The sequence below is a fragment of the Burkholderia sp. AU6039 genome, from assembly GCF_002223365.1.
Classification (GTDB): Bacteria; Pseudomonadota; Gammaproteobacteria; order Burkholderiales; family Burkholderiaceae; genus Burkholderia.
The window spans coordinates 2,320,775-2,336,055 of the sequence record NZ_NKFK01000005.1; the positions used below are offsets into that span (position 1 = coordinate 2,320,775).

A 15,281-nucleotide genomic window follows, 5' to 3' on the forward strand; every position below is an offset into this window, starting at 1 on the left:
CGCCAGCCGCTATAATCGCCCGACATTCCGACTGCATTGAGCAGGCCGACGGTGCCGCGCCGTCCGACGCGCCGTATGCCCTCCTCGACAACAACAATGACGAACCGAACCATCCGACGCCTTCGCCCGTTCGTGCGCACCGCCGCGCGCGTGCTCGCCTGCGCCCCGCTGCTCGGCGCGCCGCTGGCGCTGCATGCGGCCGGCTCCGCCCCCGCCTCCGGGCGCTACATCGTCGTCGACACCGGCCATACGCCGGCGCGCCCGGGCTCCACCGGTGCGAGCGGCCGCGTCGAATACCTGTACAACCTCGACCTGTCCGCGGCGGTCGCCGAGAAACTCGCCGCGCATGGCGACCGCGTGCTGCGCACGTCGGCCGACGGCCGCGAGATCGCGCTCGACCAGCGCTCGACGCAGGCGCCCGACGCGAACCTGTTCGTGTCGATCCATCACGACTCGATGCAGCAGCAGTTCATCGACGCGGGCCGGCAGCGCGAATTCCGCGGCTTCTCGGTGTTCGTGTCGGAACGCAATCCGCACTATGCGGAAAGCCTGCGTTGCGCGAAGGCGATCGCCGAGCGGCTGGTGGCAGCCGGCGAGCGGCCGTCGCTGTATCACGCGCAGCCGATCCGCGGCGAGAATCGCCCGCTGATCGATCCGCAGCTCGGCATCCACCGCTTCGACGATCTCGTCGTGCTGCGCACCGCGCCGATTCCGGCGGTGCTCGTCGAAGCCGGCGTGATCGTCAATCCGGACGAGGAAGCGCGGCTTGCACGACGCGAGACGATCCAGAAGCTGTCCACCGCGATCGCCGGCGGCATCGACGCGTGTACCGTGCCGAAATAAACAACGATCACGCCCGTCGGGCTCAACGGTTTTCACCCAGTCAGGAGCATCACCATGAAAATGAAGAACCTGCTCGCATCCTGCGCGCTGCTCGCGCTTGCCGTTCCGTTCACCGCACACGCTGCCGGTTGCGCGAAGCCGCACAGCGCGTTCGACCAGGTGTACTGCAGCAGCACGCAGTTCTCGCAAACCGACCGCGACCTCAACGACGAATACGGCCGCCTGCGCAAGCAACTGAGCAGTGACCAGCAGGCGACGCTGAAGGCCGGCCAGCTCGCGTGGCTGAAGCAGCGCGACGCGCAGTGCAGCGAGACGCGCAACAACGGCTATCTCGTGGATCTCCAGTGCGCGACCGACATGACGCAGTCGCGGCTGTCGTTCCTGCGTGAGCGTGAGCGCGAATGCTCGAGCACGGGCTGCGTGACGTCGAAGCTCGGCGAGTAAGGGCGTCGCGCGTGCCGCGCCGCGAGACGTTTCGCGACGCGGCGCTTCGCGCCCTTGCGAACCCTGCGCATCGGCACCGCGAAAGGAGCCTTGAAAGGAGCCGCGATGCGACATGAATCCTCTGAAGTCCTCAACGATCTGGTCGACTATTTTCTCGTCGGCGATCTCCTGCTGCTGAAGCACTTCAAGGAACAGAACGGACTGCCCGACGACATCGCATCTGCGTTCACCACGAGCGACAGCGGCGATCGCGCGGTGCTGGAAGGGGTCGTCGTTCCGCTCGCCGGCATCGAGAACCATCTGTACACGGTCATCTTCACGCTGGATGACGACACACCCGAATTGCTGAAGACGGGAAGCCGCCTGCAGCATCGGCGCGGCGGGTACGTGCTGCGCGTCGAGCATCGTGCGGTCATGCTCTACACGTGGCGGATTCTCGAACGCTTCAACGACACGACGGTCAACGCACTGCTCGCGCGTTACCGTGAACCCGGCCAGCCCGTGATTGAAATCGACAACGGCTGGTACGAGGTCGAGATCCTCGGTGGAGAGGTGCCGCGCAACGGCTGGTTCGAGCCCGCGTTCGAATTCGTGCTGAAGAAAACCGACGTGCCGGGCGATGCATCTCAGGTGGAGATCGATTACCGTTTTGCGATCGACGCCAGTCTGGATCCGGCGAATTGAATCCCGCGCGCGACGGCGCGGCACACGGCAACCGATCAGGCGGCGTACACATGACACCGAACACGATGCACATCGATATCCGCCCTGCCACGCCCGCCGATGCCCCGGCCATCGCCGCCATCCACGTCGCATCGTGGCAGGCCACCTATCCGGGCATCATGCCGTCCGCGTTCCTCGCCGGCCTGTCGGTCGAAAAACGCACCGCTTCGTGGCGCCATGCGCTCGACGCCGGACGGCCGCGTGTCGCGCTCGCGTTCACGGACGGCGAGCCGATCGGCTGGATCGCGTACGGTCCGACGCGCGACACCGACAAGGATCGCACCTGGGGCGAAATCGAAGCGATCTATCTGCATCCAGCGCATTGCGGGCAAGGTGTCGGCGCGGCACTCATCGACCATGCATGCCGTGCGCTGCATGATTTGGGCCATGAATGGGTGTCGCTCTGGGTGCTGGTGAAAAACCATCGTGCACGGGCGTTCTATGAACGCGAGGGCTTCGTCGCCGAAGACGACATCAAGACGTTCGAGATCGAAGGCGCGCCGATTGAAGAAGTGCGCTACTGGCGCGCACTTCCCTAGCGATCGGCATCGCCTCGCGGACAGTCACAGAAACCACCGATACTCCCGCGCCCCGATCTCATTGCGGAAATCCAGCTCCTCCTGCCGCTTGTTCTCGCAATACACCATCACGAACTCGCTGCCGAGCCCTTCGCGCACGGCCGCGTGCTCCTGCATCCCGGCGACAGCCGACAGCATCTCCTTCGGGAAATCGATCCCGCTGCCGCGATCCTCGTTGAGCGGCGCGATCGGTTCGAGCTTCGCGTCGAGCCCGTGCTCCATCCCGGTGAGAATCGCCGCGAGCACGAGGTAAGGGTTCGCGTCCGCACTCGCGAGCCGGTGCTCGATCCGCAGGTTGCGCGCATCCGACTCGGGAATCCGGATGCACGCATCGCGATCCTCGAAGCCCCAGCTCGCGCGGCTCGCCGCGTTCACCATCGAACCGTAACGCCGGAACGCATTGTGATTCGGCGCGAACACGGGCATGCAATGCGGCAGCAGCGCGAGGCAGCCGGCCACCGCGTGCCGCAGCGGCCGCTGCCCGTCCGCCGCGAGCAGGTTGCGCCCCGCATCGTCGTAGAGGCTCACGTGCACGTGCATCCCGCTGCCCGGCGCATGCAGGTACGGCTTGCCCATGAAGCTCGCGCGATAGCCGTGCTGCAACGCGACGCCACGCGTGCAGCGGCAGAACATCGCCGACCAGTCGGCCGCGCGCAGCCCGTCGTCGCAATGGCCGAAATTGATTTCGAACTGGCCAGGCCCGAGCTCGGCGGTGATCACGGTCGCGTCGATTCCCTGCACGCACGCGACGTCGACCATTTCGTGCAGCACGTCGGAGAAGCGCGACAGGCGCTCGATATGCATGTTCGGCTGATCGTCGCGATCATCGGACAGGCGGTCGCGCGGATACTTCGGCATCCCCTCCTCGAGCTGCGCGGCGAACAGGTAGAACTCGAGCTCGAACGCGACGACCGGCCGGATGCCGCGCCGCGCGAGCCGTTTCAGCACGCGCGCCAGCACCTCGCGCGGCTCGAACTCGACCGGCGCGTCGGTGCCGTCCGTCGTGATCAGCATCTGGCCGAGCGGCTGCTTCTCCCAGGTCACCGGCTTCAGCGTGCCGGGAATCAGCCGGCGCACGGCGTCCGGATCGCCGTCGTTGAAACAGTAGTCGCCGATCTTGTAGAGCCCGCCCTGCGTGCCGAGCAGGATGCAGTTCTGCGGCAGCTTCAGCAGCGAGCCGGCCGCCACCCTCTCGAGCGCGTCGATCGGGTAGCGCTTGCCGTAGAAATGCCCGGGCAGGTCGAGGCAGATCAGGTCGACATAACGGATCTCGGGATGCGCCTGCCGGAATGCGCGGACCTCGGCGACCAGCGCGGGAACGACGTCAGCCATGTCTCATCCTTTCCATGTCTTGTATGGCGGTGCCGCGATGCGGCGATGCGGCGAACCGGATTCATGCGGCACACTCGACAACAAACGCCGCATTTAAATCAGTACTGCAAACATGCTGCGTGGCGCGATGGCCTGCATCACCGCGCGCCCCGCCGACCACTCAGGTGAATACCCAGATCACGCGCGTCGGCGCATCAGTCAAATTGGCGTAACGAAAGCGCTTGTGCGCGGGAAGCTGGAATGCGTCGTTCGGGCCGAGCGTGACGGGCGTATCGTCGCCGTCGACCCAGATCGTCAGTTCGCCTTCGAGCACGAAACCGCCCTGCTCGTCGCTGTCGTCGACGGGCCGCTCGCCGCTGCTCGCGCCCGGCGCGAGATGGCTTTCGAGGATCGAGAAGCGCGAGCGCATGTTCGGCGACACGAGGATGTCGGTGATGCCGGCCGCGTAATACACGGTGCGCCGCTCGTCGGGCCGCGTCACCCACGGCACGCTGCGCGGCTTGCTCAGGCTGTAGAAATAGGTGGTCGGCACGCCGAGCGCCTCGCCGATCGCGGTGAGATCCGCCACCGTCGGGCGCGACAGCCCGCGCTCGACCTGCGACAGAAAGCCGACCGAGCGGCCGATCCGTTCCGCGAGATCGTTGAGCGTGACCTTGCGATGCTTGCGCAGGTCGCGGATCAGGATCGCCAGGCTTTCTATCTCTTCCTGTTCATTCATGGTGGGTTCCGGTGCAGTCAGACGGTATCGCGCAGACGGTACCAGGCCTTGCCGATCGCTTCCAGCGGCGCGGCGAGCCGGTCGCCGCCGGGGAAGCGCGGGTTGCGGATGCGCTGGTACTGCGCGAGCAGGCGTTCGTCGCCGAGCACCGCGTCGGCCACCGCGCGCGCACCGGCGAGCGTCGGCAGCACGCCGTGCCCCGAGAACCCCTGCAGCCAGAAACGCTGCCCGTGGCGGCCGATGTCCGGTGTGCGGCGCATGCTGATGTCGATATGGCCGCCCCACGCGTAATCGATCGGCACGCCGGCCAGCTGCGGGAACACCCGTTCGAGGTGCGGGCGCGTCGCCGCCGCGATATCGGCCGGAATCCCGCCGAGATACGTGCAGCCGCCGCCGAACAGCAGCCGGTTGTCGGGGCTCAGGCGGAAATAGTCGGGCACGAACTGGTTGTCGATCACGCAACTGTTCTGCGGCAGCAGCGAACGGGCGACGTCGGGTGCGAGCGGCGCGGTCGCGACCTGGTACGTGCCGACCGGCAGCAGCCGGCGCGCGAGATCGCGATCGAGCCGGTCGACATACGCGTTGCAGGCCAGCACGAGCACGTCCGCACGCACTTCGCCGCGCGCCGTGCGGGCAACGTGGCCGCCGGCCGTCTCGCGGCAGTCGAGCACACGACTCTGCTCGAAGATGCGGCCGCCCGTGCGCTCGATCGTCTGCGCGAGGCCGAGCGCGAGTTTCAGCGGATTCAGGTGGCCGGCCTCGGGATCGTGCAGCGCCGCTAGGTAACGCGTGCCGCCGATCCATTCGGGCATCTCGTCACGGCCGATCACGCGCAGACGGTCGTAGCCCCAGCGTTCGGCCGCCTCGTCACGCGCCTGCTCGAGCGTCGCGACACGCCGCGGCCGCACGGCCGCCCACAGGCTCCCGGGCCGGTAGTCGATGTCGAAACCGTGCCGCACGGGCAGTTCGCGCACCTCGGCCGCGGCCCAGCGCATGCTGTCCCACAGCAGGCGCGCGCCGTCGCGGCCGAGCGAATCCTCGAGCGGCTGCATGTCGCACGACCAGCCGAGCAGCGCCTGCCCGCCGTTGCGGCCCGACGCGGCCCACGCGACGCGGCTCGCTTCGAGCACGACGACCCGCTTGCCGGCGAGCGCCAGGCGCAATGCCGTATGCAGCCCGCTGAAACCCGCGCCGACGACGAGCACGTCGGCGTCGATGCGTTCGTCCAGCTCCGGACGATGCGGGATCGGCGCCGGGTAAGTGCCGGCGTAGTAGCTTGCGACGTGACGGTCGGACTGCACGAACATGCGGACTCCCGTGAAATTTACGCCGAGAAATTTCATGAAAAATTAGCACGGCAATTTCACGGAGGCAAGCGGGCAAAAAAACGCCGGATCCGCCGATACACGACACGCGTTGCGCATGAACCGCACCGCCCCGGTGAAGGTTCCTGCCATCCACCCGGACGAAATTTTTACGGTTGTAAAAATTTTGGACTGAGAGAATGACCCGCTGAAACAGCGCGTCACCCATCCAGGCACGGCCCCCGTAACCCCTTTCAGACCCGACCCAATCGCTGACGGGAGACAAGAAAGATGCCCACGAACCGGGATGCAAGCCCGATGGCCGAATCGGATCACGGAGAATTCTCGCTGAGCGAAGTCCCGCTCGAGAAACGCACCGGATTCCTGTCCATCACGATGGTGTTGTTGAGTTTCACGTTCTTCACGGGAACGATGTTTGCCGGCGGCAAGATCGGTGTCGCCTTCGACGTCGTCAGCATGATCCAGATCGCCGTCATCGGAAACCTGTTGCTCGCCGTCTATGCGGCATCGCTCGCGCTGATTGCCGCCCGCAGCGGCCTGAACGCGGTGCTGATGGGGCGGTTCTGCTTCGGGGAAGCGGGCAGCAAGCTGTCCGATTTCCTGCTCGGCTTCGCCGAACTCGGCTGGTACGCATGGGGAACCGCGACGGTGGCGATCGTATTGGTCAAGCTGCTGGGCTGGCCGCCCGCCGTGACCACGCCGCTGATGATCCTCTTCGGCTTCGGATTTTCCATCACGGCCATCATCGGCTATCGCGGCATGGATCTGCTGTCGCGCGTCTCCGTGCCGTTGATGTTCGTGCTGCTGATGACGTCGATGTGGATCGCCACCCGCGATATCGGCGGGTGGGCCGGCCTCACGCATGTCGCGCCGTCCCAGCCGATGCCGTTCTCGGCCGCCGTGACCATGGTCATCGGCACCTTTGCCAGCGGCGCGACCCAGGCCACCAACTGGACCCGCCTCGCACGCAGTGCGCGCAGCGCCGTCTCGGCCAGCATGATCGGATTCTTCGCGGGCAACGGCCTGATGATCATCGCGGGCGCATACTGCGCGATCGTCTATCAGCAAGCCGACATCGTCGAGGTGATGATGCTGCAGGGCCTGTCGATCGCGGCGGTCGTGATGCTGTGCCTCAATCTCTGGACCATCCAGGGGCCGACGATGTACAACGTGGCGGCCGCCGGATGCCATCTGCTGCGCACCGAACGGCGCCGCACGCTCGTACTGGTGGGCGCGGCGATCGGCATCGTGCTCGCGGTCGGCGGGATGTACGCGTGGCTGATTCCGTTCCTGGTGCTGCTCGGCTCGATCATTCCGCCGGTCGGCGGCGTGATCATGGCGGACTACTGGTACCGCCATCGCGGGCAATACCCGTCGCTCGCCGCCGCCCGCCTTCCGCGCTTCAACCTGGTCGGCCTGGCCGCGTATGCCATCGGCGCCGGACTCGCTTATACATCGCCGTGGATCGCGCCGCTCGTCGGCATCGCGGCGTCCGCCGCCGCCTACATCGTGCTGCTGCAGATTGCCCGCGCGTTCACGCGCGAGCCGTCCGTTCAGGGTGAATGATTCCGCTGCGCACCCTCCCGCTCCCCCGAACCACAGGAATCCTCATGAAAATCATCAACGCTAGATTGCGCGGCCGTAGCGGCCTCTTCACGATCGACATCGATGCGGGCACGATTAGCGGCATCGGCCTCCAGCCGTCGCCGCTGCCGCCTCAAGGGGACGACGTCATCGATGCAGGCAGCCATCTCGTCATCCCGCCGCTGGTCGAGCCGCATATCCACCTGGATGCGACGCTGACCGCGGGCGAACCCGAGTGGAACATGAGCGGCACGCTGTTCGAAGGTATCGAGCGGTGGGGCCAGCGCAAGGCCACCATTACCCATGAGGATACGAAAGCCCGCGCCCACACCACGATCGGCATGTTGCGCGACAACGGCATCCAGCATGTGCGCACGCACGTGGACGTCACCGATCACACGCTTGCCGCGTTGAAGGCGATGCTCGAGGTCAGGGACGAAGCACGCGACCTCATCGATCTGCAGATCGTCGCCTTCCCGCAGGAAGGCATCGAGTCGTTCGAGAACGGACGTGACCTGATGGAGCGCGCGATCGACATGGGGGCCGACGTCGTGGGCGGCATTCCGCATTTCGAGAACACGCGCGACCAGGGCGTGAGTTCCATCAAGTTCCTGATGGAACTCGCGGAGCGCAAGGACTGCCTGGTCGACGTTCATTGCGACGAAACCGACGATCCGCACTCGCGCTTCCTGGAAGTGCTTGCCGAGGAAGCGCGGGTTCGCGGGATGGGCCCGCGCGTCACCGCCAGCCACACGACCGCGATGGGTTCCTACGACAACGCCTACTGCTCGAAGCTGTTCCGCTTGCTGAAGCGGTCGGACATCCATTTTGTTTCGTGTCCGACCGAAAGCATCCATCTGCAGGGGCGTTTCGACACGTTCCCGAAACGACGCGGCATCACGCGTGTCGCGGAACTCGATCGCGCCGGCATCAACGTGTGCTTCGGACAGGATTCGATCAAGGATCCGTGGTATCCCATCGGCAACGGCAACATCCTGCGCATCCTCGACGTCGGCCTGCACGTGTGCCACATGCTCGGCTACGAAGACCTGCAGCGATGCCTCGACTTCGTGACGGAGCACAGCGCCCGTGCGATGTCCCTGGGCGATCGCTATGGCATCGCTGTCGGGCGGCCGGCCAACCTGCTGATCCTCGACGCGGATTCCGACTATGAAGTGGTTCGCACGCAGGCCAAGGTGCGCGTGTCGCTCCGTGCCGGGAAGGTCATCATGCAGCGCGCGCCCGAACACATCACCTATCCTGAAGCGGGCACGCGTTGAGCGGGCGACGCCGCCGGTCCGACATGCGGGAGGACGCATCGTGAGGCCCCCGTCCGAGCCGACCGCGGGAACGCCCGGCCGGCCTCACGGCCGGCGCGAAGCGCTGCGCGACACGCTCGAGGCGACCATTCTCGCCGCGGCCGAGAAATCGTTTGCCATTGACGGATTCGAGGGGAGTTCCGTTGCGACGATCGCAGCGGCCGCCGGCCTGTCGAAGCAGAACCTGATGTACTACTTCCCCACGAAGCTGGCGCTCTACCAACGCGTGCTGGACGACGTATTGCGGGACTGGCTCGGCAGGATGCGGGAGTTTGCGGCGCCCGATCGCGAGCCCGCGGAAGCCATGTCGGCCTATATCCGGGCCAAACTCGAATTCTCCAGAAATCGCCCGCATGGATCGCGGGTGTTTGCGCTGGAGATCATCGGCGGGGCCAGGACCTACGGAAAGGAAATCCGCAAACAACTGATTCCGGTGTTGCGCGACGACATCCGGGTGCTCGAACGCTGGATCGAGGAAGGCAAGGTCAGGCAGGTCGATGCCGAGCACCTGTTCTTCATGATCTGGGCAGCCACGCAGGCGTATGCGGATTTCGCCCCCCAGATGGTGCTGGTGCTCGGCAAGCGTGCGCTGGGGAACGACGATTTCGACGCGGCTTACCGCACGATCTCGAATCTGGTGCTCAACGCGTTGATCACCGGCGACGGAAAGCCGGATTGACCGCTTGACCGCCTCCGTCGCCCTTCATGCACGGCACCCCGGCGCCGTCGACACTCGCCGGGGAACCGCCGGTCAGTCGTGCTTGTGGCGCTTCTTGTGCTTGTTGCCGCGGTAATGATCGTTGGAACGCGAGTTGTTGCGCGACACGTGGCCGCCCAGCGCCGCGCCCGCGCCACCGCCCAAGCCGGCGCCGACGAGCCCGCCGGCCGTGCCGCCCATCGCGTTGCCCGCAGCGGCGCCTGCGCCGCCGCCCAGTGCGCCGCCGACGACCGCGCCCGTGCGTTCGTGTTTGTTCGACGTCACCGCACCACCGGCGCCACCGCCCACTGCCCCGCCGATCACGGTGCCCGTGCTGCCGCCAATCGCGTTACCGACCGCCGCGCCGGCGACGCCACCCAGCGCGCCGCCCAGTGCGTTGTTCGTGTCGCCTGCCACCGCCGGCAGCGACACCACCGCCGCCGCACCGACCACCACGGCCATCCCCGCCAGTTTCTTCAACATCTGCCTGCCCTCTCCGCCTTGCGAAATATCGATGCGCAAATCTAGCACCTTTCCGGACAGCCCATCGTAATGAAGCGTTAAATCGGGCAGTGTCGTGACCGGAGCACGCGAGATCGCGGCCTAGCTCGACGCATCCGAGAACGCGCCGGAGTGCGTGATTCGATGTCGAAGAAATTCAAGCAACGCATGCACTTTGCGCGAGTGGCGGCGATTCGGAAGATAGGCGGCATAAACGCAGACGGTCTGGTCGAGCGGGTTGATCGAGTAGTCTTCGAAAAGACGCGTGAGCCGCCCCGCCATCACATCCTCTTCGACGAGCCATTGGGGAAGCAGTGCGATGCCAAACCCGCTGATCACGGCCTCGCGCAGCACGTCCGAGTTGTTCACCGAAAGTCTGCCGTTGATCTCGACATGCTCGGTGCTGCCTGCGCGGGTGAACGACCAACGCTGCACGGCCGCCTGGTACGCAAAACGCAGGCATTGATGGTTTCGCAGATCGTCCGGAGAAGCGGGCATTCCGTTGCTTTCCAGATAGTCACGACTCGCGACGACATAGCGATGATGTTCCGCCAGGCGATTGACGATCAGATTCGGCTGGTTTGCAGGTGTGCCGATGCGCACCGCAACGTCAATTCGCTCGGTCGCCAGATCCAGGTACGCATCCGACAGCACCAGATCCAGGGATACGCGGGGATGCTGCTGCAGGAAGCCGGCAATATGCGGCCCCAGGCACAGGCGCCCGAAAGTCACGGGCATCGAAACACGCAGCGGTCCGACCGCGTCGGCACCCGTGTCGGACACACTCCCGTCGGCTTCGTCGAGGTCCGACAGCACGCGCGTGATCTGCTCCAGATACGCGGAACCGGCATCCGTCAACGTCACGTGACGCGTCGTGCGAGTCAGCAACGCGCTGCCAAGAGACTTCTCCAACGCGTCCATCAGGCGCGTCACCGACGAAGTGGCCACCCCCATGCGGCGAGCTGCCTTCGAAAAGCCCCCCGTTTCCGCGACGTCGATGAATGCCCGCAACGCAAGAAGCTTGTCCACGCCATGTCCTTTATCTTTGCGCGCACCGCAATGCTGGTTTGCGACTGGTTCATATTCTTTTACCCTGACGCAAAGCCTAAAGTGCTTGAACCGTCAACGCAAGGAGCCTCCAAATGAATCCGCTCGACATCCAGGTCACGTACGACTTCATCTGCCCGTGGTGCTGGATCGGCCACGCACATCTCAAGGCAGCGCTCCGGGAGGCCAACCTGGCCGTCGCACCGACCGTCAAGTACCTTCCGTATGAACTCAATCCGACCATGCCCAAGGACGGAATCGATCGAAAAGCCTATCGCAGCGCCAAATTCGGAAGCTGGGCACGTTCGCAGGCAATGGATGCCGACGTCACGCTGGCGGGCAAACGCGCAGGTGTCGAATTCAACTACGACCGCGTAGCGGTCACGCCCAACACGCGGCTTGCCCATCGCCTGATGTTCCTCGCTCAGTCCAAGGGAGATGCGGCCAGGACCGAAGCGCTGTTCGAGGCGGTTTTCTCTGCCTACTTCTCCGACGGACAGGACATCGGCATGGCCGAGGTTTTGGTCAGCCTCGCGGAAAGGACGGGTTTCGACGCTGACGAAGTGCGCGATTTCCTGGCGACGAACGACGGCGAGCGCGAAGTCGTTGCCGACGAACTGCGGGCCGGGGCGGCCGGCATCCGGTCGGTGCCGACAATCCGTGTGGGCGGTGTTCCGGTTAGCGGTGCACAACCTGTTTCGGTACTCGCTGAAGTGCTTCGACATGCCACCGGCGACACAACCGCCAAAGCCGCCGTCTGAATCGCCCCCTGCGGGTGAACGCAAGCGCGCACGCTCGATTCGCTGAATCGGGCATGCGCGCCAAGCACGACACACGCTACTCGTTTGGAGAGATTCATGGTCGCCACCACAAAAGCCAGGCCGCGCGCACTGATCATCGGCGGCTCGCTTGGCGGGCTCTTTACTGCAACGACGCTGCACGCCGCGGGGTGGGACGTCGACATCTTCGAGCGCTCCCCGAGTGAACTGGACAGCCGAGGCGGTGGAATCGTGTTGCAGGGCGACGTCCTGTCAGCGTTTCATTTCGCCGGAATTCAGACCGGCGCCGCGCTCGGCGTGCGGTCGGGCGACCGCATCTACCTGGACCGTACCGATCGCGTCATTCAGCGCAGCTTCATGCCGCAGACCCAGACGTCCTGGAACATGCTCTACGGCACGATGAAGGCGCACCTGCCCGCGCAGGTCTTTCATCCGGGCGAGCGCTTCGTCCGCTTTGAACAGGACGGCGACCGGATCACCGCCTGCTTTGCCAGCGGCCGCATTGAAACCGGCGATCTGCTCGTCGGCGCGGACGGCGCACGCTCCACGGTCCGCGAACAAGTTTCTGCCGGCCTGGCACCCACCTACGCCGGATATGTCGCGTGGCGCGGGCTCGTTCCTGAAGCGGCGCTCCCGGCAAGCGCCGCGGATGTTCTCAAGGGAACCTTTGCCTTCCAGCAAGGCCCCGGCCACCTGATGCTCGAATATCTCGTCCCGGGCGAAGACCTGTCGACGCAGGAAGGTCAGCGGCGCTGGAACTGGGTGTGGTACCGGAAGGTTGCCCACGGCGACGAACTCTCATCGTTGTTGACCGACCGCTCCGGGATACGCCACTCGTTTTCGCTGCCTCCGGGCGCATTGAAAGACGAAGACCTCGCCAGCCTGACGCAGGCGTCGAAGACGCTTCTCGCGCCGACTTTCCAGACGTTGGTCGAAGCCACCCACGAACCGTTCGTCCAGGCCATCCTGGATCTGCAGGTGAAGCAGATGGTGTATGGCAGAGCGATCCTGCTGGGCGACGCCGCCTTCGTTCCGCGCCCGCATACCGCGGGCAGTACCGCCAAGGCAGCCGCCAACGCATTGACGTTGGCCAACGCGCTGCAATCCGCGGATGCCGACATCGATGCAGCCCTGTCGCGTTGGCAGGCTGAACAATTGAGTCAGGGCATCGACATGACCGAATGGGGAATGAACATCGGCGACCGGATCATGGGCATCCCGCGCAGCCATGTCGTCTCGACGAGCGCTTGAGCAACCACCGCCGCACATACCGGCGCGAAGCCGTGTGGCGGCGGCGTCGGGCACACGTCGCGAAGCGGAAGCGGCTATCGTCGCGGAACACGGGCAACGCTGCGCGATCATGTGCTCGGAAGCGGTGAGGTGGCGCCGCCACCGGCGGATCGTGTCCGACTACCTGATCGCACGCGGCGAAACGGTGCTGCACATCATGGGCCCCCACCGCGTGGAAGCCGCGCCCCTGACGGCCGGCGCGGCGATACGGCCTGACGGCACCATCGTCTATCCGGACGCCGGGGACGACGCCACGGCGCCGGGGGCAACCGCGCCCCCGAACGCATGGCGCAGCGCCCCGTTCGATGGCACGGCGGGCAGCGCATCGCGAACCTCGTCAGTTCCGCGCCGATGCGGGCGCGCCATTCGCCTGCATCAGGCTCGTGCGCACTGCCGGCATCCCCGACGTCACCGCGCCGCCGGCCGGAATCGTCCCGGACGGGGAAGCGCCGACCGGCGGCGCCAGCGCCACGCCACCCAGCGCATTGCCGTACGCGACGATATCGGCGGCCGGGCAGTTGTTCGTCAGCAGCGACACCGGCATGCCGGCGATCGACGCGAGCGTCGTGTCGACCACCGAGAAATGGCAGACGTTCCCCAACGCCCGGAAGCCGTCATAGCCCGAGCCCGATACGCGGTTGCCCTTCACGACGACGTATGACACCGTCCCCGACCAGGTATCGAGCTCGATCGCGGCCTGATGGGTAGGCGGCAGGCCGTTGTTCGCATTCGTGCCGTCCTGGATCGCGCCGACGACGTTGTTCTCGATCACGACGTCCGACACGCCGTAGCTCTTCCAGCTATCCTCCTGCGCGACCAGGATGCCGGCTGCCTTCTGAACGCCGCTGACGGTGTTGTTCGAAATCGTCACGGTCCGCCCGCCGACCACGGCGATGCCGCGCCCCCAGTAATTGCCCGACACCGTATTCCCGTCGATCAGCACGTTGGCGCTGAGGCGGCCGTCGGCCTGATAGCTGACGACGGCGATCAGGTCGTCGCCGGTGTCCTTCACCGTGTTGCCGCGCACCAGCACGTTGGTCGCGCCATAGGTGGCGTGGATGCCGTCGGCCAGCGTCGCCTGCACGGTGTTGCCCACGATCGCGACGTTGCTGCCGCCATAGATGAAGATCCCGGCGCTGGCGCCGCCCTGGATCGTCACGCCGAGCACCTGGATGCCGGTGCCCGTCACCTCGACCTTCGTCGACGCGGGCGTCGTCAGCCGCGTCGTGCCCGTGCCGACCAGCGTGACGCCGACGAGCGTCGAACCGCTGCCGCTCATCACGATGGTCTGATTGGCCGGATCCGTCGCGACTAGCGTCGCCCCATAGCCCGAGATCACGACGTTCGCCCTGGACACCGTCAGCGACCGGCCGACGGTGTAGCGTCCCGGTGCGAGCACGAGGCGCTGGCCCGGCTGCAATGCATCGAACGCGGCCTGCAGCGCGTCAGCCTGGTCGCCGCCGTTCGCCGTCGGCTGGACGGTCACGGCCGGAAGCACCGGCGCGCTGCGCGACGGATACGCATGCCGCGTGCCGCCCGGCGTGTAGGCGGCCGCCGGCGATGCGGCGAAACATGCGGTGCAGATCAGGCAGACGGCCGTACTCGGACCGACCCCTCGAAACGACTTTTTCATGGTTGTTCTCTCACGCCCGTTCGCCCGCGACGACCGGCCAACGGCTGACGGTCGCGAGGCGTTCGAGCAACGGCGATCGCACGGCGCGTGGCACACGCGGCGCACCATCCCGACTGCGACATTCATTTGCTCCGCCGATGCGGCGGAGCAACGGCAACGAAGCGCCGTCGCGTGGCCGCGATCGACACCCGGTCGCCTCTTCGCCCGCCGGCGCGCATGCGTGTCCCCCGAGAAAAGGCGGCCCGATTCCGACGCGCCGGCACCGCGTGGCCGGAATCGAACCCGTCAACAGGAACTGCGTTCCCGAGCGCACCGGGCGCCGGCTGACCCCCAACCCTGCCGGTTCTTTCCCGCCGCTCATCAACCAGTCTATTTCGCGCGCGTCGTTCGACAATCCGACATTGGCCGCGCGACGTCGTAAGACCGCCCGTCCTCCCGCCCGGGCCATCCTCGACCTTGGTCGCGGGC

At 66.0% G+C, this 15,281-nt stretch carries 15 protein-coding genes and 1 pseudogene; 10 read left to right on the forward strand and 6 right to left on the reverse strand.

Annotated elements, in window-relative coordinates; translation table 11 throughout:
- The first annotated feature begins 96 nt into the window (after positions 1 to 96).
- The 4 genes from CFB39_RS28150 to CFB39_RS28165 all read left to right on the forward strand — a co-directional run bounded on the left by CFB39_RS28150 (position 97) and on the right by CFB39_RS28165 (position 2,549).
- A complete protein-coding gene (locus tag CFB39_RS28150) occupies positions 97 to 843 on the forward strand; it encodes an N-acetylmuramoyl-L-alanine amidase (RefSeq protein WP_089475288.1) in 747 nt (248 codons plus the stop codon).
- Positions 844 to 897: 54 nt separating this feature from the next.
- On the forward strand, positions 898 to 1,287 hold the full coding sequence (locus CFB39_RS28155; RefSeq protein ID WP_089441940.1) for a lysozyme inhibitor LprI family protein: 390 nt from the start codon (positions 898 to 900) through the stop codon (positions 1,285 to 1,287).
- Positions 1,288 to 1,392: 105 nt separating this feature from the next.
- A complete protein-coding gene (locus CFB39_RS28160; protein WP_089475289.1) occupies positions 1,393 to 1,971 on the forward strand; it encodes a hypothetical protein in 579 nt (192 codons plus the stop codon).
- Between the two features lie 50 nt (positions 1,972 to 2,021).
- Positions 2,022 to 2,549 (forward strand): GNAT family N-acetyltransferase, encoded by a 528-nt coding sequence (locus CFB39_RS28165; RefSeq protein ID WP_089475290.1) that lies wholly within the window; start codon positions 2,022 to 2,024, stop codon positions 2,547 to 2,549.
- Positions 2,550 to 2,573: 24 nt separating this feature from the next.
- On the opposite strand, the gene CFB39_RS28170 is transcribed toward CFB39_RS28165, so the two are convergent.
- The 3 genes from CFB39_RS28170 to CFB39_RS28180 form a co-directional block, all read right to left on the reverse strand.
- Positions 2,574 to 3,920: a glutamine synthetase family protein gene (locus tag CFB39_RS28170; protein WP_089475291.1), complete on the reverse strand. Its 1,347-nt coding sequence runs from the start codon at positions 3,918 to 3,920 to the stop codon at positions 2,574 to 2,576.
- A gap of 160 nt (positions 3,921 to 4,080) precedes the next feature.
- On the reverse strand, positions 4,081 to 4,638 hold the full coding sequence (locus CFB39_RS28175; RefSeq protein ID WP_089427004.1) for a helix-turn-helix domain-containing protein: 558 nt from the start codon (positions 4,636 to 4,638) through the stop codon (positions 4,081 to 4,083).
- Positions 4,639 to 4,655: 17 nt separating this feature from the next.
- Complete coding sequence (locus CFB39_RS28180; protein ID WP_089475292.1) at positions 4,656 to 5,945, reverse strand: FAD-binding oxidoreductase; 1,290 nt, start codon at positions 5,943 to 5,945, stop codon at positions 4,656 to 4,658.
- A gap of 288 nt (positions 5,946 to 6,233) precedes the next feature.
- On the opposite strand from CFB39_RS28180, the gene codB reads away from it, so the two are divergent.
- The 3 genes from codB to CFB39_RS28195 are packed head-to-tail and all read left to right on the forward strand — an operon-like array spanning position 6,234 to position 9,545.
- Positions 6,234 to 7,529, forward strand: a complete 1,296-nt coding sequence (gene codB / locus CFB39_RS28185; protein WP_373452744.1) for a cytosine permease — start codon at positions 6,234 to 6,236, stop codon at positions 7,527 to 7,529.
- Positions 7,530 to 7,573: 44 nt separating this feature from the next.
- The gene (gene codA / locus CFB39_RS28190; RefSeq protein WP_089475294.1) at positions 7,574 to 8,827 is read left to right on the forward strand and encodes a cytosine deaminase; all 1,254 of its coding nucleotides are present in this window, start codon (positions 7,574 to 7,576) and stop codon (positions 8,825 to 8,827) included.
- Positions 8,828 to 8,867: 40 nt separating this feature from the next.
- Positions 8,868 to 9,545, forward strand: coding sequence for a TetR/AcrR family transcriptional regulator (locus CFB39_RS28195; RefSeq protein WP_089475295.1), 678 nt, complete (start codon positions 8,868 to 8,870; stop codon positions 9,543 to 9,545).
- 72 nt (positions 9,546 to 9,617) lie between these two features.
- On the opposite strand, the gene CFB39_RS28200 is transcribed toward CFB39_RS28195, so the two are convergent.
- Together CFB39_RS28200 and CFB39_RS28205 are read right to left on the reverse strand one after the other, a co-directional pair.
- Positions 9,618 to 10,046 carry a glycine zipper 2TM domain-containing protein gene (locus tag CFB39_RS28200; protein ID WP_089475296.1) on the reverse strand — a complete coding sequence of 143 codons (429 nt, stop codon included), beginning with the start codon at positions 10,044 to 10,046 and terminating at the stop codon, positions 9,618 to 9,620.
- A gap of 120 nt (positions 10,047 to 10,166) precedes the next feature.
- Positions 10,167 to 11,093, reverse strand: a complete 927-nt coding sequence (locus CFB39_RS28205) for a LysR family transcriptional regulator (RefSeq protein ID WP_089475297.1) — start codon at positions 11,091 to 11,093, stop codon at positions 10,167 to 10,169.
- 113 nt (positions 11,094 to 11,206) lie between these two features.
- On the opposite strand from CFB39_RS28205, the gene CFB39_RS28210 reads away from it, so the two are divergent.
- The 3 genes and pseudogenes from CFB39_RS28210 to CFB39_RS40950 all read left to right on the forward strand — a co-directional run.
- Positions 11,207 to 11,872 carry a DsbA family oxidoreductase gene (locus CFB39_RS28210; protein ID WP_089475298.1) on the forward strand — a complete coding sequence of 222 codons (666 nt, stop codon included), beginning with the start codon at positions 11,207 to 11,209 and terminating at the stop codon, positions 11,870 to 11,872.
- A gap of 96 nt (positions 11,873 to 11,968) precedes the next feature.
- The gene (locus CFB39_RS28215) at positions 11,969 to 13,141 is read left to right on the forward strand and encodes an FAD binding domain-containing protein (protein ID WP_089475299.1); all 1,173 of its coding nucleotides are present in this window, start codon (positions 11,969 to 11,971) and stop codon (positions 13,139 to 13,141) included.
- A 76-nt stretch (positions 13,142 to 13,217) separates the two neighbouring features.
- Positions 13,218 to 13,463 (forward strand): annotated as a pseudogene (locus tag CFB39_RS40950) (DUF488 domain-containing protein); the annotation flags it as partial.
- 54 nt (positions 13,464 to 13,517) lie between these two features.
- On the opposite strand, the gene CFB39_RS28225 reads toward CFB39_RS40950, so the two are convergent.
- Positions 13,518 to 14,813, reverse strand: coding sequence for a nitrous oxide reductase family maturation protein NosD (locus CFB39_RS28225; RefSeq protein ID WP_089475300.1), 1,296 nt, complete (start codon positions 14,811 to 14,813; stop codon positions 13,518 to 13,520).
- Positions 14,814 to 15,281 lie beyond the last annotated feature (468 nt).

Excerpts from the sequence above, each read along its gene's own strand:
- CFB39_RS28150 (WP_089475288.1), top strand. The coding sequence starts at position 97 with ATGACGAACCGAACCATCCGACGCCTTCGCCCGTTCGTGCGCACCGCC.
- CFB39_RS28155 (WP_089441940.1), top strand. The coding sequence starts at position 898 with ATGAAAATGAAGAACCTGCTCGCATCCTGCGCGCTGCTCGCGCTTGCC.
- CFB39_RS28160 (WP_089475289.1), top strand. The coding sequence starts at position 1,393 with ATGCGACATGAATCCTCTGAAGTCCTCAACGATCTGGTCGACTATTTT.
- CFB39_RS28165 (WP_089475290.1), top strand. The coding sequence starts at position 2,022 with ATGACACCGAACACGATGCACATCGATATCCGCCCTGCCACGCCCGCC.
- CFB39_RS28170 (WP_089475291.1), bottom strand. The coding sequence starts at position 3,920 with ATGGCTGACGTCGTTCCCGCGCTGGTCGCCGAGGTCCGCGCATTCCGG.
- CFB39_RS28175 (WP_089427004.1), bottom strand. The coding sequence starts at position 4,638 with ATGAATGAACAGGAAGAGATAGAAAGCCTGGCGATCCTGATCCGCGAC.
- CFB39_RS28180 (WP_089475292.1), bottom strand. The coding sequence starts at position 5,945 with ATGTTCGTGCAGTCCGACCGTCACGTCGCAAGCTACTACGCCGGCACT.
- codB (WP_373452744.1), top strand. The coding sequence starts at position 6,234 with ATGCCCACGAACCGGGATGCAAGCCCGATGGCCGAATCGGATCACGGA.
- codA (WP_089475294.1), top strand. The coding sequence starts at position 7,574 with ATGAAAATCATCAACGCTAGATTGCGCGGCCGTAGCGGCCTCTTCACG.
- CFB39_RS28200 (WP_089475296.1), bottom strand. The coding sequence starts at position 10,046 with ATGTTGAAGAAACTGGCGGGGATGGCCGTGGTGGTCGGTGCGGCGGCG.
- CFB39_RS28210 (WP_089475298.1), top strand. The coding sequence starts at position 11,207 with ATGAATCCGCTCGACATCCAGGTCACGTACGACTTCATCTGCCCGTGG.
- CFB39_RS28215 (WP_089475299.1), top strand. The coding sequence starts at position 11,969 with ATGGTCGCCACCACAAAAGCCAGGCCGCGCGCACTGATCATCGGCGGC.
- CFB39_RS28225 (WP_089475300.1), bottom strand. The coding sequence starts at position 14,813 with ATGAAAAAGTCGTTTCGAGGGGTCGGTCCGAGTACGGCCGTCTGCCTG.